Here is a 19,812-nt window from a genome sequence, read left to right on the forward strand (position 1 = left end):
CGGCCCAGATCCGCGAAATTTTAATCAGCGAGTCAGCTTGGGAAGAAATGACCTGCTTATTCGCACCTTCCCTAAATATGTTCTGAAATACATCTCCTGCAATATATACCTTCTTGTTAGTTACTAACTCACATAACTGCAAAAAACTGGAAGGAAAATCCTGGCTTTCATCTATAAAAACATAATCAAATGGTTTTGAACTTATATCTTGTTTAGATAAAAAATCGACTGCTTTTTGGCAATGATAGTCTAAAGATCCTGAACCGTAAGTACCAAAAGGGATATTATAGAAATGACAAATATATCGATACATACCTGAATAAGGATCTTTTCCACTACCCCAAGATTGGAAACAGAAAAGCTTAGTATTCCATTCGATTTGTCTTTCAACTCTCATGAAATCAAAAAACTCAGGGATCCTGTTTTTCATTGTTGATGCTAAAATCTTATTAAAACATGTAAATGCTATTCTAGATTCTGAATCATTAGCAAAAATCTCTTTAACTTTATGCAACAATAGCTCAGTTTTTCCTGAACCGGCTAAACCCTGAATAACATATTTCTTTTCAGGTCCAGTTTTAAACACAAAGCTAGTTTGATCTGTATCAAAGAGAATGATTTTAGATTTAACACTATCGAGTAGATTATCTGTTTCTAACTTTATCTTTGATACATCATTGATACTCCCTACAATCAGAGAGGTAATCAGATCTACTCGTCTTGCTAACGCCTTATCGACGAGGTATGATTCTAAATCTATATTATCAAGATTAACGATCTGAAAATACTTTTCCCAGTCCCTTTTTCTTCCTATTTTTTCTCTGTATTTGAATTTCTCAGCTAGGAATGAGACATCCTCTAGAAAATCATCAACATAATAATTAAACTTATCCTCGTCGACTCCTGTATTAATTAAACATGGCTTCATTCCACTAGAAAAAATAGCTATAGCATTATTATATTCATACGCAGCATCATCCTTTGACAGTGGCTTACAGAGCACATAAGTCTGCTTTTTATACTTTTCAGCGAAATCATCAATTAGCTCTTTTATGTTTACTCTTTCTGTTAAAACTAACGCATCATGCGTATAAAAACAATAGTCAGACATCTCATCACCTCAGCCATTTCTTCAGTTCAATTTGAAAAGCTTAAAAATGAAAAAAATAATATTCAAATGTTAATTTATTCTAAATGTTTACGAGTGTCCACCAGCAAAAACAAAATAAAGCTGAAGTATGCCTAATTGGAATCTGACGATATAACTCCCATCTGACTGACCAACCTACCCAAACTACTAGGGGGTTTTGATAACTTGTTTTGATAAAATTTTGATAACCGTTAGCAGCCTAACAAAAAACAACGGGAGCGTTACGCTCCCGTTAATAAATTTAACAAACTACGGCATTACATGTTCTTGATAATCGCGTCACCAAACTCTGAGCATTTCAGCAGCTTAGCGCCGCCCATCAGACGTTCGAAGTCATAGGTTACGGTCTTGGCGTTAATCGCGCCTTCCATACCTTTAACAATTAAATCAGCCGCTTCAGTCCAACCCATGTGGCGCAGCATCATTTCAGCAGACAGAATGATGGAACCTGGGTTCACTTTATCCTGACCTGCATACTTCGGTGCAGTACCGTGGGTTGCTTCGAACAGAGCGCATTCGTCACCGATGTTTGCACCCGGCGCGATACCAATACCACCAACCTGTGCGGCCAGCGCATCGGAGATGTAGTCACCGTTCAGGTTCATACAGGCAATCACGTCATACTCAGCCGGACGCAGCAGGATCTGTTGCAGGAACGCATCGGCGATAACGTCCTTAACCACGATCTCTTTACCGGTTTTCGGGTTCTTGATTTTCACCCATGGACCGCCGTCGATCAGTTCACCACCGAATTCTTCACGCGCTAACTGGTAACCCCAGTCTTTGAACGCGCCTTCGGTGAACTTCATGATGTTGCCTTTGTGTACCAGGGTAACTGAATCACGATCGTTGGCGATGGCGTATTCAATCGCTGCACGCACCAGACGTTTAGTCCCTTCTTCAGAACACGGTTTGATACCAATGCCGCAATGTTCCGGGAAGCGGATTTTCTTCACGCCCATCTCTTCGCGCAGGAATTTAATCACTTTCTCAGCATCGGCAGAGTCAGCTTTCCACTCGATACCCGCGTAGATATCTTCGGAGTTTTCGCGGAAGATGACCATGTCGGTCAGTTCAGGGTGTTTAACCGGGCTTGGTGTGCCCTGATAATAACGCACCGGACGCAGGCAGACATACAGGTCAAGTTCCTGACGCAGAGCTACGTTCAGAGAGCGAATACCGCCGCCAACAGGGGTGGTCAGAGGGCCTTTAATGGCAACACGATATTCACGAATCAGATCTAAGGTTTCAGCAGGCAGCCAGACGTCCTGGCCATAAACCTGAGTGGATTTCTCGCCGGTGTAGATTTCCATCCAGGAGATTTTACGCTCGCCTTTATAGGCTTTCTCGACAGCAGCATCGACAACTTTGATCATCGGTGGGGTTACATCAACGCCGATACCGTCGCCTTCAATGAACGGGATAATCGGATTTTCAGGAACGTTGAGTTTGCCGTTTTGCAGGGTGATCTTCTTACCTTCCGCCGGAACAACTACTTTGCTTTCCATTCACCTCTCCTTCGAGCGCTTCTGGTTCTGCTCGTCTGTCATCACGCTGCATGTGCGTTTGCGTCCTGCTACACGGATGCGTTAGAGCAACTTTTTGTTAATGATTTGTAATGAGCGTGTCAATACTACCCTATTGTTCGCCGCCATGAAAGACACTCGTTCTTAGGCTATAATGCGGCAATTGATATAATCTGAAAATACCATGCAAAAAACTTCTTTTAGAAATCACCGGGTTGAGCGATTCAGCTCACGACAAGTCACTAAGCAGCGTAAAGAAAACCAGCCAAAACGCGTGGTTTTGTTCAATAAACCCTACGATGTTTTGCCACAATTTACTGACGAGGCTGGCAGAAGCACGTTAAAAGATTTTATTCCCGTGCCGGGAATTTATGCGGCGGGCCGACTCGACCGGGACAGCGAAGGGCTTTTGGTGCTAACCAATGACGGCGCGCTGCAGGCGCGGTTAACGCAACCCGGTAAGCGTACCGGGAAAATTTATTACGTCCAGGTTGAAGGCGAGCCGACAGCAGAAGCGCTGGACGCCCTGCGTAACGGAGTAACGCTCAATGATGGTCCCACGCTACCCGCAGGCATTGAAGTAGTAGAGGAACCCGTATGGCTGTGGCCGAGAAATCCGCCGATTCGGGAACGGAAAAACATTCCCACCAGCTGGTTGAAAGTTACCTTATATGAAGGCCGCAACCGTCAGGTACGTCGTATGACAGCGCATGTTGGATTTCCTACGCTGCGCCTCATCCGCTATGCCATGGGGGATTACACGCTGGAAAATCTTGCTAACGGCGAGTGGCGGGAACTGAAATCGTAACCGTACGGTTTAACGTGAGTGTTAACAGGGAAGAATGAAAAAAATGGATAAGCAGCTTTTTGCAGCATTCATCCTGCTCGGCGCGTCACCGTTTTGTTCAGCAAAACTGGACTGTGAGACGATTGCCGGAACAGCAGCCGGAGAGGCAAACTACCTTTATGAGTCTGCCAAAGTAAAAACCGACTCACGCCTGCATTTCTATTCTGCACCAGCAACAGAGTGTCAACTCCCCGCGTTCATGGTCAATGGCGACACCATCGAGGTGCTCAGGAGTTCACAGCGCTACAAAAGCACGGGCATGCTTTCCAAAGATGAACCTTATCGTTACGTACGTTATCGGGACGCTAAAGGAACCTTCGCCACCGGCTGGGTCTCGGTAGTTGGGTTAACGCCGTTATCCAGTCCGCTTGCAGTAAGCGCGTCTTGCCAGACATGGGCAAATAAAGCGATGTCGCAGCGCGGGTTCTTACCCTCCTCCTCCGCAAACCACTATCAGGTAACAGGAGACACCCGCGCATGGTTCTATGCGATGCCAACCGAACAGTGTCGCAGCCCGTCCGTATTTTTAGTGCCCGGCGACCTCGTCTCTGTACAAGAACAATCCAACGATGATTTTATGGAAGCGGTCTATTACACCACCGATCGCCAAATCATACGCGGCTGGTTAAAAAAGTCGCAGTTACAGGCTATAAACAGCGGTGACCACTATCGCGGCGACATCAACCCGTTGTCGACAGACAAAGCAACGAGAGTCGCCACCCTTGGGCTACGTCACGACTATCAATGTATTTTTTATGAAAGCTGGAATGCTAAAAAGGCCATTGAGATTATCGTGCGCGAGGATCATCAAACCGCATTGTGCCGTGGCGGAGCCGACCCACAAACGTCGCCTCCTGTGGCTTATATCAGTATCGACAAGGCCAGCGGTAAAATTAGCTGGCCAGATGTTGCCGAAGGATTTGCTGAGGAATAAGGGGAAAACATGTTCAAACCGCACGTCACGGTCGCCTGCATTGTGCATGCAGAAGATAAATTCTTAGTCGTTGAAGAAACGATCAATGGCAAAGCCTTGTGGAATCAACCGGCAGGACACCTGGAAGCCGATGAAACGCTGGTGCAAGCCGCAGCACGCGAACTGTGGGAAGAAACGGGCATCAAAGCGCAGCCGCAGCACTTCATTCGGATGCATCAATGGATTGCGCCGGACAGAACGCCTTTTTTGCGTTTTCTTTTCTCTATCGAGCTTGCCAATATGTGCGCTACTGAACCCCATGACAGCGATATCGATTTCTGTCGTTGGGTCAGCGCAGAAGAGATTTTCTCTGCGCCAAACCTGCGTTCGCCGTTGGTTGCGGAGAGTATTCGCTGTTATCAGAGTGGCCAGCGCTACCCACTGGCCATGATCGGTGAATTTAACTGGCCGTTTACAGAGGGTGTCAAGTAAAGGGCTGCGTGCTAGAATATGCCGCCTTGAAGTTCAATGTCGTGAGTATTCCTATGTCTGAAAGCCCAAAAAAAGTGATCGTCGGCATGTCCGGCGGTGTCGATTCCTCCGTTTCTGCCTGGCTGTTACAACAACAGGGCTATCAGGTAGAAGGCCTGTTCATGAAGAACTGGGAAGAGGACGATGGCGAGGAATACTGCACAGCGGCCGCCGACCTTGCGGATGCGCAGGCTGTCTGTGACAAACTCGGTATTGAACTGCATACCGTCAACTTTGCCGCAGAATACTGGGACAACGTCTTTGAACTGTTCCTTGAAGAGTACAAAGCGGGCCGTACGCCGAACCCGGATATTCTGTGCAATAAAGAAATTAAGTTTAAAGCCTTCCTTGAGTTTGCCGCAGAAGATTTAGGTGCCGATTACATCGCCACCGGTCACTACGTGCGTCGCGCGGATGTCGACGGCAAAAGCCGCCTGCTGCGTGGGCTCGATGGCAATAAAGACCAGAGTTATTTCCTCTATACGCTCGGCCATGAGCAAATCGCGCAAAGCCTGTTCCCGGTCGGTGAACTGGAAAAACCGCAGGTGCGTAAAATTGCCGAAGATCTTGGTCTGATTACGGCCAAGAAAAAAGACTCCACCGGCATCTGCTTCATTGGCGAACGTAAGTTCCGCGAGTTTCTTGGTCGTTACCTGCCGGCTCAGCCAGGCAAAATCATCACCGTTGACGGCGAAGAGATTGGCCAGCATCAGGGGCTGATGTACCACACTCTGGGTCAGCGTAAAGGTCTGGGTATTGGCGGAACGAAAGAAGGGACAGAAGATCCATGGTATGTGGTGGATAAAGACGTTGAGAACAACATTCTGGTTGTCGCTCAGGGTCATGAACATCCACGTCTGATGTCCGTTGGGCTGGTGGCGCAACAGCTGCATTGGGTCGATCGCGAACCGTTCACCGGCACCATGCGCTGCACGGTGAAAACCCGCTATCGTCAGACCGACATTCCGTGCACCGTGAAGGCACTGGATGCTGAGCGTATTGAAGTCATTTTCGACGAGCCAGTCGCGGCGGTCACGCCGGGTCAGTCGGCTGTCTTTTACAATGGCGAAGTGTGCCTCGGCGGCGGCATTATCGAACAACGATTGCCTCTGCCGGTATAATTACTTACACATTTGATACAAGGAAGCAGTGAACGTGGCAAAGAATTATTATGACATCACCCTCGCCCTGGCAGGCATTTGTCAGTCGGCACGCCTGGTGCAGGAACTGGCGCACCAGGGGCATTGTGATGCCGATGCATTACACGTTTCACTGAACAGTGTCATCGACATGAATCCCAGCTCTACGCTGGGCGTGTTTGGCGGCAGCGAAGCCAATCTGCGTCTTGGCCTTGAAACGCTGCTTGGCGTACTGAACGCCAGCAGTCGTCAGGGACTGAACGCGGAACTCACCCGCTATACGCTAAGCCTGATGGTGCTGGAGCGTAAGCTGTCAGCGGCCAAGGGCGCTATGGACACGCTGGGAGACCGTATTAGCGGCTTGCAGCGCCAACTAGACCATTTTGATTTGCAGTCAGAAACGTTGATGAGTGCGATGGCTGGTATTTATGTTGACGTCATCAGCCCACTCGGCCCGCGTATTCAGGTCACGGGTTCCCCGGCCATCCTTCAGAGCCCACAAGTACAGGCTAAAGTACGCGCTTCGCTGCTGGCTGGCATCCGTGCTGCCGTGCTCTGGCATCAGGTTGGTGGAGGCCGTCTGCAACTCATGTTTTCTCGTAATCGCCTGACGACTCAGGCAAAACAAATTCTTGCTCATTTAACCCCGGAGTTGTGATCTATGGAATTATCCTCACTGACCGCCGTTTCCCCTGTCGATGGACGCTACGGCGATAAAGTCAGCGCGCTGCGCGGGATTTTCAGCGAATACGGTTTGCTGAAATTCCGTGTACAGGTTGAAGTACGCTGGCTGCAAAAACTGGCCGCGCACGCAGCGATCAAGGAAGTTCCTGCTTTTGCTGCCGACGCAATCGGTTTCCTTGATGCGATCGTCGCTAACTTCAATGAAGAAGATGCTGCGCGCATCAAAACCATTGAGCGTACGACCAACCATGATGTGAAGGCAGTTGAGTATTTCCTGAAAGAGAAAGTGGCGGATATCCCGGAACTGCACGCTGTTTCCGAATTTATCCACTTTGCGTGTACTTCAGAAGACATCAACAACCTGTCTCACGCGCTGATGTTGAAAACCGCACGCGACGAAGTGGTTCTGCCGTACTGGCGTAAGCTTATCGACGCGGTGAAAGATCTGTCTGTACAGTATCGCGATATTCCTCTGCTCTCCCGTACCCACGGTCAGCCAGCCACCCCTTCTACGCTAGGCAAAGAAATGGCTAACGTGGCTTACCGTATGGAGCGTCAGTATCGTCAGCTCAACCAGGTTGAAATTCTTGGTAAGATCAATGGTGCAGTCGGTAACTATAACGCCCACATCGCCGCTTACCCGGAAGTTGACTGGCATCAGTTCAGCGAAGAGTTTGTCACCTCGCTGGGCATCCAGTGGAACCCGTACACCACGCAGATTGAGCCGCACGACTACATTGCCGAGCTGTTTGACTGCATCGCCCGTTTCAACACCATCCTGATCGACTTTGACCGCGATGTCTGGGGTTACGTGGCGCTGAACCATTTCAAACAGAAAACCATCGCGGGTGAAATCGGCTCTTCCACCATGCCGCACAAAGTTAACCCCATCGATTTCGAAAACTCCGAGGGTAACCTGGGTCTGTCTAACGCGGTTCTGCAGCACCTGGCGAGCAAACTGCCGGTCTCCCGCTGGCAGCGTGACCTGACTGACTCTACCGTTCTGCGTAACCTGGGCGTAGGTATTGGCTATGCGCTGATCGCGTATCAGTCCACGCTGAAAGGCGTGAGCAAACTGGAAGTGAACCGCGATCATCTGCTGGATGAACTGGATCATAACTGGGAAGTTCTGGCAGAGCCGATTCAGACCGTGATGCGTCGCTACGGTATTGAGAAGCCGTACGAGAAACTGAAAGAGCTGACCCGCGGTAAGCGCGTTGACGCCGAAGGTATGAAGCAGTTTATCGACGGTCTGGCGCTGCCGGAAGAAGAGAAAACTCGCCTGAAAGCAATGACGCCTGCCAATTATATTGGTCGCGCCATCACCATGGTTGATGAACTGAAGTAATCTGTTTGATGCCGGAGCGTGCTTGAGCCTGTTCCGGTCTTCCGTTCATATCGTAGTAAGCCGGAAAGCATCAGCGCTTCCGGCTTTTTTATTGTCCGCGAGATTATCCCTTCCCCCGGTTTATTAAATGTTTATCCCCACAGCCACATAATCAGCGTTAGACTATAAAATTGATTTTGTAAATTCAGTAAATACAGTTAATTATCATAAAATCAATCAGTTAATAAAAAACCTTCTTGGACAATCGAGGCCAATATCGGTCGATTTATCGCCCCAAATCATGCCCCAAACTGATTTTTGCCCCCAAATTTGCCCCCAAAAAAGTAAAAATGGATAGTGGTCTATCGGCCATTTAGCAACCTCGAGAAGCTAAAAGCCATAATGGAATATTGGTGGTGTGGAGCTTCAAATCCTATCGTTCTACTCAATATCCTATACTTTCAGTCTGACAGTTGGCTGGAGGTTTCTATGTGTGGGCGCTTTTCACAGTCAATGACACGCGAGGACTATCTCGCCCTGCTCCCTGAAGAAGCTGAACATGATATCCCATATGACCCTGAACCGATCGGGCGATTCAACGTGGCACCAGGCACCAAAGTTCTGCTGCTGAGCGAACGAGATGAGCAACTTCATCTTGATCCCGTGTTCAGGGGTTACGCTCCCGGGTGGTGGAATAAGCCACCGCTAATTAATGCACGATTTGAAACTGCGGCCACCAGCAGAATGTTTAAACCACTCTGGCATTTCCGGCAGCTATCTTCATCGCTTAAGGTCATCATATATTCATGTCAGCAATTGAACACTCTTAGTCAAAGCAGTAACGTGGGTGGAATTGAAGTACTTAACACCTTGCACTGATTCTAATAAAACCTATGAATGTTTCTTTGCCACATTATAAAAATAGTTAATGTAATATTATAAAATTTAACGCAACATTAACACATGAAAAAATTAAGCACCTTACAATACTTCGATAAATAATTGCATCGCTTACTACATTTATAAATAAGCTATATTTGAAATGCTGCTAACTACAAAAAACAAAACAAACTCAACATTGTTAAAAAAAAGAGAATACATCCAATAAAATATACTTTTACGTGAAAATATTTTTTAAAAATCACCACATTTAGCATAAAATAAAGCAATAATCAAAATTATCAGATTTTTATTCCTTATTCTTTTGTTTTTTCCTTAATTTCACTTTGGTATACTTCCAATCGTTCCCGGATGGTATTGTTTTTAATGATGACAGTCATTGTTATGAATTAGATAATGCTTAATGGAGACGAAGGTGGAAAACATAAAAGAACATAGCCAGCAACCTCAGCAGAGCTCTTTCCTGGAAAAAAAGAATCATATCCTTCCTTCAGGAAATATGTCTGACGATGAGTTCTGGTTTCTGATCGAACTGACACCCATCCGCAGCGATAAAATCATCAGGGCATTGCACGATTATTTTGTATTGAATCGCCCAAGATCTCACTGCTGCGATAAGCATGGTGTTAGCAATGGCTACTTTGGGGTATGCATCAGCAGATTTGAGCATGTTACCCAGGTTGTTAATGCGCTACTTAATTATTATAAGATATCAAAAAGCGAAATAACCGAATGAATTCCCTGCGAAACCATTCAATATTTCAGAGTAATGCAGTGAGTTTTAAGAGCATCTCAAATTTATAACCGATAGACGATATTAAAATCATTACACATCCTGGGCGCATGAGGTATGCGGATACGTTTGCCATTTTTCCGCAACTAATACTTAATAATTTTTGTACTTTTCAATGCTTATATATTTTTAAGGTGGAAATATGTCAACACTGAAGAATACATTTTTTATCCCTCCGCCTGATATTCCAACGCAGGCCGGGCCTGAAAATATCTTTTATGATTTTAATGATGGCGCTCGTGTTCTGCTTCCAGAAGGGAAATGGCACGTACGTTTGCTTGATGCCGATTCCGATAACATTCTTTTCCGCTGCGATGCAGATAACGGCTGGGTGACCAGTAGTAAGAAATATTTTGTGCGCTTCCGCATTCAGGTATTTCGTCAGGGGGAAGATACTCCCCTGCTGGATGAAACCCTGAAATTAAAAGACCGGCCTGTGCTGATTTCATTTCCCACCGGGACGTTAGGCGACCTTCTGGGCTGGTTCCCTTATGCCGAACGCTTCCAGACTCTGCACAAGTGCCAGCTGGAATGCACGATGGCGCAGGACATTATCGACCTGCTGGCAGCTCAGTACCCGCAGATACAGTTTTCCACGCCGGACAATCCGCGCACGGTGGCGCCTTATGCCACTTACCGTGTGGGGCTGTACTTTGGTGGCGATACCGACAACCAGCCGGTGGATTTCCGCAAGGTCGGTTTTCACCGCTCCGCAGGCTACATTCTGGGCGTTGACCCGCGTGAATCGCCGGTCCGTCTTGACCTGTCTGCTCCACGGGTTATCCAGGAGCCTTACGTGTGTATCGCCACGCAGTCCACCTGCCAGGCGAAGTACTGGAACAACGGCACCGGCTGGAGTGAGGTCATTGCGCACCTGAAATCACTGGGTTACCGGGTGCTGTGCATTGACCGGGACGCCCACTACGGCCAGGGCTTTGTCTGGAATCACATCCCCTGGGGAGCCGAAGACTTCACCGGCAAAATTCCCCTGCAAGAGCGGGTGAACCTGCTGCGGCATGCCAGTTTCTTCATTGGACTGCCAAGCGGTCTGTCATGGCTGGCCTGGGCTACCGGAATCCCGGTGGTGCTGATAAGCGGCTTCAGCCTTCCCAACAGCGAGTTTTATACCCCGTGGCGGGTATTCAACTCTCACGGGTGCAATGGATGCTGGGACGACACGTCGCTGAATTTTGACCATAAAGATTTTATGTGGTGCCCGAGACATAAAAACACTGACCGGCAATTTGAATGTACCCGGCTGATAACCGGTGCCCAGGTCAATGGCGTCATCAATAAACTTCACCGTTCTTTAACTGAACAGGGTGTTGAGGCCACCCTGAAAAAAGGAGTAAGCAATGAATAAGGTCTATAACACTATCTGGAATGAATCCACCGGGATGTGGGTCGTAACTTCAGAACTGACCCGTAAAGGGGGCCGACGCCCCCGACAAATCAAACGTACCGTGCTGACAGGGCTGATTGCTGGTTTGCTTATGCCGTCGATGCCCGCTCTGGCGGCAGCCTATGACAATCAGACAATTGGAAGTAATGAAACACGCAAGTCCATGCACCTGTCTGCAGGCGACACGGCAAAAAACACGATCATTAACAGCGGTGGGAAGCAGTATGTCTCCAGTGGTGGCAGTGCCACGAGTACCACCATTAACAACGGCGGGGTTCAGCATGTTTCTAGCGGCGGTAGTGCCACTAGTTCCACCATCAACAGCGGAGGGCACCAGCATGTCTCCAGTGGTGGTAGTGCCACGAATGCAACTGTTAACAATGGTGGGAGACAGACGGTATTCGGCGGCGGCAGTGCCATGGGCACCATAATTAACAGCGGAGGAGACCAGTATGTAATCAGTGGTGGCAGTGCCACAAGCGCATCAGTTAACGGCGGAGCGCGACAGTTTGTCTCCAGTGGCGGCATCGTCAAGGCGACTTCTGTTAATAGCGGTGGTCGCCAGTATGTCCGTGACGGCGGCAGTGCCACGGACACCGTGCTTAACAATACTGGGCGCCAGTTTGTCTCCAGCGGCGGCAGTGCCACTAACACTACAATTAATTCCGGTGGGGGGGTGTATCTCTATGGCGGAAGTGCCACGGGCACCTCTATTAACAACGGCGGACGCCAGTACGTCTCCAGTGGTGGCAGCGCCACTAACACAACCGTTTACAGCGGTGGACGTCAGCATGTTTACATCGATGGAAATGTCACAGAAACGACCATTACAAGCGGCGGCATGCTGCAGGTAGAGGCCGGTGGTTCAGCCTCTAAGGTTACCCAGAACAGTGGCGGTGCTGTCGTCACCAATACCAGTGCAGTCCTGAGTGGTACCAACCATAATGGCAATTTCAGTATCGCGGGCGGCAGTGCAGCCAATATGCTGCTGGAGAACGAAGGCTATCTGACAGTATTTAGCGGTCATCAGGCCAGCGATACAACTGTTGGCAGCAACGGGACGCTGGATGTTCGCAGCGGCGGTGTGCTCTACGGCACCACTACCCTGACTGATAAAGGGACGCTGGTCGGTGACGTAGTCACAAACGAAGGCAACCTGTATTACCTCAACAACAGTGCTGCAGCCTTCGCAGGTACCCTGACGGGGACCGGTACCCTGACACAGGAAGGCGGAAATACTCGCTTCAGTGGTCTGTTGTCTCAGGACGGCGGGATTGTTCTTCAGAGTGGCGGTGCCATGACGATGGATGCCCTTCAGGCTAAGGCTAATGTGACGACACAGTCAGGCACCACCCTGATGCTGGATAACGGGACCATCCTGACGGGGAACGTTGCGGGAGACAGCACCGGTGCAGGTGATATGGCGGTTAAAGGTGCGTCTGTCTGGCATCTCGATGGTGACTCCACTGTCGGCGCATTAACGCTGGATAACGGGACCGTTGATTTCCGTCCGTCAACAACCACACGTCTGACGCCAGCCTTCCAGGCGGTTTCGCTGTCGCTCGGGAGCCTGTCGGGTAGCGGGACATTCCGGATGAACACTGATATCGCGTCTCATACCGGAGATATGCTGAAGGTTACGGGTAATGCCAGCGGTAACTTTGTGCTTGATATCAAAAACACCGGCCGAGAGCCAGTATCCGCAGGCTCGCCGCTTCAGGTAGTGCAGACCGGCGGCGGTGATGCCGGGTTTACCCTGAAAGGCGGAAAAGTCGATGCTGGTACCTGGGAATACTCCCTGAGTAAGGAAAATACCAACTGGTATCTGAAGGCTGACAACGCCCCCCCGGTTACTCCGCCGACTAACCCGGATGCAGGTAACCCGGATGTTGGCAACCCGGATACAGGTATGCCGTCTCCAGTATATCGCACAACAAAATCTGCCGACGCGGTGCTGGGCATGGCGACTGCACCGGCATACGTCTTCAACAGCGAACTGCAAAATCTGCGTTTCCGTCACGGTGACGTGATGCAAAATACCCGTGCACCAGGCGGTGTGTGGGGCCGTTATACAGGGTCAGATAACCGCATCAGCGGCGGAGCTAGCTCGGGCTATACCCTGACCCAGAACGGTTTCGAAACTGGGGGCGACAAGGTCTTTGAGCTGGATGACAGCCGTTTAGCTGTGGGCGCCTTCTTCTCATACACCGATAACAGCATTAAGCATGCACGTGGAGGAAATAGTTCGATCGACAGTACAGGCGGTGGTTTGTATGCAACCTGGTTTGATAATGACGGATACTACGTGGACGGGGTTATCAAATTCAACCGCTTTAGTAATGAGCTGCGCACCTGGATGAGTGACGGCACGGCGGTGAAGGGAGATTACAGCCAGAACGGTTTCGGCGGCAGTCTTGAAGCTGGCAAGACCTTCAGTTTGAATGAGAATACATGGGCGCAGCCATACGTGCGGACAACGGCGTTCCGCGCAGACTCGAAAGATATCAGTCTGAATAACGGCATGAAAGCCAGCATCGGGGCAACCAAGTCTCTGCAGGCCGAGACCGGTGTGAATCTGGGTATGAATCTTGATATTGCCGGACAAACAGTCAAACCGTACATCAAGGCTGCGGTCAACCATGAGTTTTCGGACAACAACAAGGTGCAGATTAACAACCGCTATGACTTCAGCAACGATATTTCTGGCACGACCGGTAAATACGGTGTCGGAGTGAGTGCCCAGTTGACACCAAACTCAGGGGTGTGGGCTGAGGCAAACTACCAGAAAGGAGAGAATATCGAGTCTCCGGTAACCGGTAGTGTAGGTTTCCGCATCAACTTCTAACCAGGGATGGAAACGACAGCCACATCTGTGGCTGTCGCCCCTTCGACTGAACATTCACACAATGAGCGGTGCCGGTCAGGCGCCGCTCATTTTTCCAGAATGAACGAAGCATGGTTCAATGAACGGTCTTTCACTTTTAAATTTGAGGGAACAATTCCATGAAACGCTGGCCTAAATTTACTGTAAAACCGTGACCAATATTACTTGACCACTACATTCAATTCATCACAAGCAAGCAGAGAAAAGGAAAATAGATTACTTTAAAAGCGAGTATGAAAACGAATGGATGCTTCACTGTCAGACCCCCGTATTTCTTTCAGAAAGGAAGTATTCAGATAGGAAACAATTCTTACATAAACTCAGAGTGTGAAACTTTCGAGCATGCACAGGTAATTATCTATGAAAATACATTCATTGGACTAAATGTGACTTTCACAACCGTTGCCCACCAATACATATCGGGTACAACGTTTGGATTGGTGCTGGAGCCGTTATTTTACCTAGAGTAACTATAGGGGATGGTAGCATAGTGGCAGCAAACAGCGTTGTGAATTGTGATGTTCTACCTAATGCACTCTATGCTGGCACTTCTGCAGTATTCAAAAAAACTTTAGAATAACTCATTTCTCGTCCGGCATATCCGGCCAGATATTATAAGGGGCATCATTTGGTTTTATGCGGTTAAGTAAAACGCGGTATTTTTTCCACGCCAGTATAAGTACTGCTTCCGCTTCTGTTGCAATATCAAGATCAACTGCGTCCTGTAAGGGAGCGATTTTTGAGGTAGCCAGAGCCAGAAGACTTTCCTTTTGCTGTGTCGCCTGTGTAATCTGCGCCGTTTTTTCTGCATCTGCATCATGCACCCATTTTTCTCCATCCCACTTAACAAAATGGCCTTCAGGAGCAACGGAAACAACATCATCAGGCAATTTACCTAACTGGTTAATTGTGATGTTTGCTCCTGTATGGATATTGTAGACAATCTTCCCTCGATGATCTTCAACAAGTGACCATTTACCAGATTCAGAATTAAATACAGCGACAAATTCATCCTTTGCAACTGGTGGTGCAATATCGGTACAGTACGCAGGTAACCCCGTATTGGCCGGAATGTACCCATCCCCCTTACCGATAAATTCATTCGTTGCTGATGAAAGGTTGTAAATAGTAATAACGCGGTTGGTATCGGTCATTTTAAAAGTCATTATGCAAGCCTCACTAAATAATTAAATGCAGTATTTTTTACAGTGTTTTCAGCCAGACCAGATGGTGAAACAGTCACACCATGGCTGTGCGCACCAATGTAAACAGAGTGAGCATGCACTCCAATGCCCACCACGTGATCATGTGCGCCAATTCCGACAGCATGAGCGTGGTCACCGACTCCACCTACGGCTCCCCAGTTTGTTCTGTCAGAGCCGGTATTAGACATAGCAACAACATCCCCCGCCTTACCGAACTGCGTTCTCCCGGATATAGGGTGATTGTGAGCCCCCGCCCCGGTCGTTGATTTAGTGCCATAGTCAAAAACCGATACTGATTTGGTGCCATAGTCAAACCCGGTTGTATCCCTGCTTCCGAGATCGGTACTTGCGATCGTTGCACCGTGATCGTGCCACTTAATACCATCCTGTTCTTGTGTTAATACCCCTCTACCAGTTGGGTTTCCCTTAATCGTCTGACCACGCATATCAGGAATAACGCCCGCTGGATAAGCCACAGCAAGTAATGGATAGGCTGATTTATCAAACGGCTGTCCCTGCATTAATGCATAACCCGCTGGAACTGTGTCAGATGGCCACGGGACAGGTGCTCCGACAGGATAAGACTCGGGTGGCAGATTAGCGGTGTTGAAATCCCGTCGCCAGCCAGGCAAATAGTCATCACCATGATTGGTGTAGGTAAACTGAGTGCTGAGTGTCCCTGCGCCCGCCGTGGCTGTAGTGACACGAATAGTCATTGCACCACGAAAACCCATAACCTCGACTACCGCGCCGGCTAACTGGATATTCCCGCACCCGGTATCAGTAATCACCCTGTTATCAGCATATGACCAGGATCCTTTGCACATCCAGTACGGATGATTAAAAACGCCCTGACCTTCAAGCCAGGCGATAAACTCCGCTGTCGTCCAGTTGCCACCACCGCCGATACTTACCGTTCCACTGAAAGCCCTCGCAGCACCGATATTACGCACGAACCAATCAGGTTGTGGCACATCCGCGCCGTTCTGGTCTTTTTGCAGTGATCCAGCTGCACGATTTATAGTTTCTACTAAACCAAGGTATTCGAGAACCTTCGCTACAGACTCCTGACCAATCAAGACACGACCGACGGCAGTTAAATTTGCCAGCGCCATGCTATTATGGCCGTTAAAGAATGCCAGTTTATTAGCTGCAGAATTGAGTCCTGAAAGAGATGTTAATACCTCATGTAAAGGCTGTTTACCCGCTAACGCATTGAGCATCGTTGTGGCAAAGTTGGGATCATTGCCTAATGCATCAGCTAACTCAGCCAGCGTATCGAGAGCTTCAGGAGATGAGCCGACAAGCGCGGCAACTGCTGCGTGAACAAACTCAGCATTAACAATTTGTTGGTTGTTAACGGTCAGTGGTGGCGTGGGAGTGGTTGGCGTTCCCGTCAGTTCAGGACTGTCCAGCGGGGCTTTTAGGTTCGTCAGGTCTTTGACTTTTTTAACGGCTTTCGATGTCGCTGCAAGGGCTTCACTGTCGCTGTCGTCATCGCTGCTTAACTGCGCAAGCCCTTTCTGCGTTGTACTGGCATCTCCCAGCTTCAGACTTTCAGCAATATCACGCGCTTCATCACGGTATCCCTGTGAAGCAGCTGCCGCGCTTTCAGCGCCAGCCATTGCTGCTTCTGCGCGCTGAGTATCATCGGCTACAGCAGCTTTCAGTTGCTCCGAAACCTTGCCTGCAGCTTTCTCTGCGGCGTCTGTCGCTGCTGTTTCAGCTGCTTTTACTGCATCGTTCCGGGAAGTCAGCGCATCATTTTTGGCCTGTTCTGCGCGGTTGGCACTCTCAGTGGCTGCATTTTTCTGATTCTCAGCCGTTTCGGCTGACTGCAGAGCTGATGCTTCACTTGAAGATGCCGATTCTGCACTGGCTGATGCCGCAGCCTCTGATTTAGCAGCCTTGTCGCTGGATCCCCTGGCATGCTGTTCACTTAGTGCTGCAGCTGCTGCGCTGTTATTACCCTGTTCTGCAGCCTGTGTAGCTGTGAGGGCGCTTTCACGCGCGGAGGTTTCAGATGCGGCTGCATTGCCGGCATGCTCACCCGCTGTTTGTGCTGACAAAGCTGCACTTTCGGCACTTACAGCTGAAGACTGTGCTGAAGCGCCTGCATCCTGCTGCGCTTTCTGTGCCGTATCAGCGGCGGTCTTTGCCTCTCCGGCCTGTGCAGACTTAGCCGCACTGTCCGCATCTGCACCACTGACCAGAACGTCCTGTGCTGTCTGTCGGGCATTATCTGCGGCAGATTGGGCAGACACATCAGCCGCATCGGCAGAGTGCGCCGCCTGACGCTGTGACTCCGCCGCAGCCGTTGCAGACAATGCTGCCGCATCATTGCTCTGCGCTGCTGACTGTGCGGCCTGTTCGGCGCGTTCCCGATCCTTCTCTGTTACACCGCTCAAATCCACAACGCGGTTTACCATTTCCTCAAAGCGTTTCATCACATCCGGACGTAGGTCCGCATCCTTCGGCGCATCGAGAAACACATTCAGGGTATCCGGCGCATCGGTCGGGGCAACGTAAATGTCGCCAGCAAGGACGGGAGGAAAACCTTCCCGCAACAATGACACACTGTAATAACCCGGTTAAGCCTCAATGCTGTAGTGACCGTCCGCTCCTGTAAGAGTAGATGAAGTCACCTCCACAACAACGGTCGGGCTGGTTTTCTTAGCGCTCAGCTGAATAGTGCAGTCCTGTACCGGTTTTCCCGCCCCGTCTTTTAATACGCCAGAAATTTGTACTGACATATGTCATTACCTCTTGTTTTCAGCAATAAAAAAGCGCCCATTCAGGCGCTCGTTTAAGGATTCAGGCATCAGCGAATGCTGATACCATTGCTGTTCTTCTTCACCACGATAACCAGCAGGCTGCTGATAGAAGCCCCGGCGCCACCACCACCGTCAATAGATGACACCGTAAAGCTCAGGGTCACATTTCCACCTCCGGCTGGCATATCAAGGACTGTGCTGAATGATCTCGCTGATATCTCCGGGGTTGCGTTATATATCTCTCTGCCGTTGTGCTTCACTACAAGCCCACAGTCTGTCCATATCTCGTTGCTTGTCTCTGATTTTCCTTTTCTTCCTGAAAAGGTGATGGACGGAATGATTATTTGCCTGTCGAAACGCTGATCATCCTGTATCTGAACCGTGAGTTTCCATTCGGGTGAGTAGCACTTCCGGGGAAAGCCCGCCCCACAGCTTTAACAATATCGCCGACAATATTCTCTGCCCGCAGCGTCCCGTTGATAGTGCAGTTTTCCGCTATCGTCACATTACTGAGGGTCCCGGAATTCGCGCTGATATTACCGCTGATATCCGCATTACGAGCGGTCAGCCTGCCATCAGGCGTCAGCATAAAGGTCGGCGGGTTCCTGCCGCTGGTGATAGTGGGAGCCGTCAGATACTTGAGGAATACCTCGTTCATAAATATCTGGTCACCCTGCATCACGAAGGCGGGAGTTTCATTGCCGTTTGCCGGGTTGATAAACGCGATACGGTCCGCCGCCGCCAGGAACTGGCTTATCTTCCCTTCTTCCATGTCTTCCATGCTCAGCCCAAGACCAGCCACATAGTGCTTCCCGTCTTCGGTCTGCTCTATCTTCACGCCCCACATGGCATTCCATTTGCCGTTCGCGTCCTGCCATTCTTCCGAAAACTGATCCAGCCTGCTGGCGTTATCTTCCGTCAGCTCCACCTTCTCCAGCAACTCTTTACCCAGGTGGCTTTCGGTGATTTTCCCTTTGAAGAAATCCAGATAACCCGCCGCATCGTTGCTGGCCTGCCCTTTAGCCTCCACGAATGCCGATTTCCCGACCTGGTTCACGGCCCGGATATAGAAGTAATAATCCTTGCCGGGTTTTATATTCGCGTTTGCTGCAATCCAGTACAGCGCGGTGCCGAGATAACGCGCATCGGTTTCCACCTGGCGGATATCGGCAATCTGCGTATCCGTAAACCAGAATTCATACTGCACCGTGGGGTCATATTCCGCCTGGCGCGGGGTGGCGGTTATCTGAAAATAGCCGGGAGTCAGCTCAACATAAGAAGGTTCTGCCGGTGCGGCGATGCTGAAATCCGTGCTGGCCGGATCGCCCTGCTGGCCCTGGCTGTTCACCGCCCGCACCATCAGGGTGTAGCGCCCCGGCGTCAGGTTACGGAAAGTATGCTCCGTTTTTGTCAGGGTCAGGCTGCTGGCCAGCCGGTCGCTGTTATCTTCCGCTTTCACCGTCAGGCGCAGGGAGAAGTTAACCCCCTTAACCACACGCGGGGTATCCCATCGCACCCGCGCCTGATACTGTCCCTCCTCTGCCAGAATCTCTGTGGTCAGGTGCTGCACGGCGGGCGGCGTATTCGTTATACCGGTGTCCGGTAACGGATCAAACGTCGCCCCGTTAAAGAACTAAGTGATTTTTTTACAGACACCAAAGCCTTAGAGGTATCTGGTGCAACACTGCTATCGCTTACTTCGGTCGTAAATACGTTACTACGTGTAATCGGAGAAAA

At 49.6% G+C, this 19,812-nt stretch carries 13 protein-coding genes and 4 pseudogenes; 11 read left to right on the plus strand and 6 right to left on the minus strand.

Features of this window, described 5'->3' with window-relative positions; translation table 11 throughout:
* Together OGY18_RS09150 and icd are read right to left on the minus strand one after the other, a co-directional pair.
* The coding region (locus tag OGY18_RS09150; protein WP_286552746.1) for an AAA family ATPase at nt 1-1,111 on the minus strand (1,111 nt) is incomplete at its 3' end.
* Nucleotides 1,112-1,407: 296 nt separating this feature from the next.
* The gene (icd, locus tag OGY18_RS09155) at nt 1,408-2,658 is read right to left on the minus strand and encodes an NADP-dependent isocitrate dehydrogenase (protein WP_286552748.1); all 1,251 of its coding nucleotides are present in this window, start codon (nt 2,656-2,658) and stop codon (nt 1,408-1,410) included.
* 202 nt (nt 2,659-2,860) lie between these two features.
* Here icd and rluE point away from each other — a divergent pair, with 202 nt between their 5' ends.
* The 11 genes and pseudogenes from rluE (at nt 2,861) to OGY18_RS27320 (ending at nt 14,676) form a co-directional block, all read left to right on the plus strand.
* Nucleotides 2,861-3,484, plus strand: coding sequence for a 23S rRNA pseudouridine(2457) synthase RluE (gene rluE, locus OGY18_RS09160; protein WP_003832405.1), 624 nt, complete (start codon nt 2,861-2,863; stop codon nt 3,482-3,484).
* 34 nt (nt 3,485-3,518) lie between these two features.
* Nucleotides 3,519-4,457, plus strand: a complete 939-nt coding sequence (locus OGY18_RS09165) for a hypothetical protein (protein ID WP_286552750.1) — start codon at nt 3,519-3,521, stop codon at nt 4,455-4,457.
* A gap of 9 nt (nt 4,458-4,466) precedes the next feature.
* Entirely contained in the window at nt 4,467-4,928 is a 462-nt protein-coding gene (locus tag OGY18_RS09170; protein WP_191235599.1) for an NUDIX hydrolase, read from the plus strand.
* A 53-nt stretch (nt 4,929-4,981) separates the two neighbouring features.
* On the plus strand, nt 4,982-6,088 hold the full coding sequence (gene mnmA, locus OGY18_RS09175) for a tRNA 2-thiouridine(34) synthase MnmA (protein ID WP_003832402.1): 1,107 nt from the start codon (nt 4,982-4,984) through the stop codon (nt 6,086-6,088).
* A gap of 34 nt (nt 6,089-6,122) precedes the next feature.
* Nucleotides 6,123-6,764 carry a high frequency lysogenization protein HflD gene (hflD, locus tag OGY18_RS09180; RefSeq protein ID WP_003832401.1) on the plus strand — a complete coding sequence of 214 codons (642 nt, stop codon included), beginning with the start codon at nt 6,123-6,125 and terminating at the stop codon, nt 6,762-6,764.
* Nucleotides 6,765-6,767: 3 nt separating this feature from the next.
* Complete coding sequence (gene purB, locus OGY18_RS09185) at nt 6,768-8,138, plus strand: adenylosuccinate lyase (protein ID WP_003832400.1); 1,371 nt, start codon at nt 6,768-6,770, stop codon at nt 8,136-8,138.
* A gap of 468 nt (nt 8,139-8,606) precedes the next feature.
* A pseudogene (locus OGY18_RS09190) lies at nt 8,607-8,879 on the plus strand (SOS response-associated peptidase family protein); the annotation flags it as partial.
* A 553-nt stretch (nt 8,880-9,432) separates the two neighbouring features.
* Nucleotides 9,433-9,753, plus strand: a complete 321-nt coding sequence (locus OGY18_RS09195) for a PapB/FocB family fimbrial expression transcriptional regulator (protein ID WP_286552755.1) — start codon at nt 9,433-9,435, stop codon at nt 9,751-9,753.
* Between the two features lie 199 nt (nt 9,754-9,952).
* A complete protein-coding gene (locus tag OGY18_RS09200; protein WP_286552757.1) occupies nt 9,953-11,173 on the plus strand; it encodes an autotransporter strand-loop-strand O-heptosyltransferase in 1,221 nt (406 codons plus the stop codon).
* Nucleotides 11,166-14,057 (plus strand): autotransporter adhesin/invasin glycoprotein TibA, encoded by a 2,892-nt coding sequence (gene tibA, locus OGY18_RS09205; protein ID WP_286552759.1) that lies wholly within the window; start codon nt 11,166-11,168, stop codon nt 14,055-14,057. Before OGY18_RS09200 ends, tibA begins: the two co-directional genes overlap by 8 nt.
* Nucleotides 14,058-14,514: 457 nt before the next feature.
* The gene (locus OGY18_RS27320) at nt 14,515-14,676 is read left to right on the plus strand and encodes an acyltransferase (RefSeq protein ID WP_353622746.1); all 162 of its coding nucleotides are present in this window, start codon (nt 14,515-14,517) and stop codon (nt 14,674-14,676) included.
* Between the two features lies 1 nt (nt 14,677).
* Here the strand turns inward: OGY18_RS27320 and OGY18_RS09210 are convergent, their stop codons facing one another.
* The 4 genes and pseudogenes from OGY18_RS09210 to OGY18_RS09225 form a co-directional block, all read right to left on the minus strand.
* Nucleotides 14,678-15,262, minus strand: coding sequence for a tail fiber assembly protein (locus OGY18_RS09210; RefSeq protein ID WP_286552761.1), 585 nt, complete (start codon nt 15,260-15,262; stop codon nt 14,678-14,680).
* Nucleotides 15,262-16,875 (minus strand): annotated as a pseudogene (locus tag OGY18_RS27515) (phage tail protein); the annotation flags it as partial. The pseudogene OGY18_RS27515 and the gene OGY18_RS09210, both read right to left, overlap by 1 nt.
* Nucleotides 16,876-17,667: 792 nt before the next feature.
* Nucleotides 17,668-18,054 (minus strand): annotated as a pseudogene (locus tag OGY18_RS27520) (prophage tail fiber N-terminal domain-containing protein); the annotation flags it as partial.
* Nucleotides 18,055-18,122: 68 nt separating this feature from the next.
* Nucleotides 18,123-19,702 (minus strand): annotated as a pseudogene (locus tag OGY18_RS09225) (phage tail tip domain-containing protein); the annotation flags it as partial.
* Nucleotides 19,703-19,812 lie beyond the last annotated feature (110 nt).

The sequence above is a fragment of the Citrobacter sp. Cpo142 genome, assembly GCF_030332425.1.
GTDB lineage: Bacteria > Pseudomonadota > Gammaproteobacteria > Enterobacterales > Enterobacteriaceae > Citrobacter > Citrobacter portucalensis.

Excerpts from the sequence above, each read along its gene's own strand:
- icd (WP_286552748.1), bottom strand. The coding sequence starts at position 2,658 with ATGGAAAGCAAAGTAGTTGTTCCGGCGGAAGGTAAGAAGATCACCCTG.
- rluE (WP_003832405.1), top strand. The coding sequence starts at position 2,861 with ATGCAAAAAACTTCTTTTAGAAATCACCGGGTTGAGCGATTCAGCTCA.
- OGY18_RS09165 (WP_286552750.1), top strand. The coding sequence starts at position 3,519 with ATGAAAAAAATGGATAAGCAGCTTTTTGCAGCATTCATCCTGCTCGGC.
- OGY18_RS09170 (WP_191235599.1), top strand. The coding sequence starts at position 4,467 with ATGTTCAAACCGCACGTCACGGTCGCCTGCATTGTGCATGCAGAAGAT.
- mnmA (WP_003832402.1), top strand. The coding sequence starts at position 4,982 with ATGTCTGAAAGCCCAAAAAAAGTGATCGTCGGCATGTCCGGCGGTGTC.
- purB (WP_003832400.1), top strand. The coding sequence starts at position 6,768 with ATGGAATTATCCTCACTGACCGCCGTTTCCCCTGTCGATGGACGCTAC.
- OGY18_RS09200 (WP_286552757.1), top strand. The coding sequence starts at position 9,953 with ATGTCAACACTGAAGAATACATTTTTTATCCCTCCGCCTGATATTCCA.
- tibA (WP_286552759.1), top strand. The coding sequence starts at position 11,166 with ATGAATAAGGTCTATAACACTATCTGGAATGAATCCACCGGGATGTGG.
- OGY18_RS09210 (WP_286552761.1), bottom strand. The coding sequence starts at position 15,262 with ATGACTTTTAAAATGACCGATACCAACCGCGTTATTACTATTTACAAC.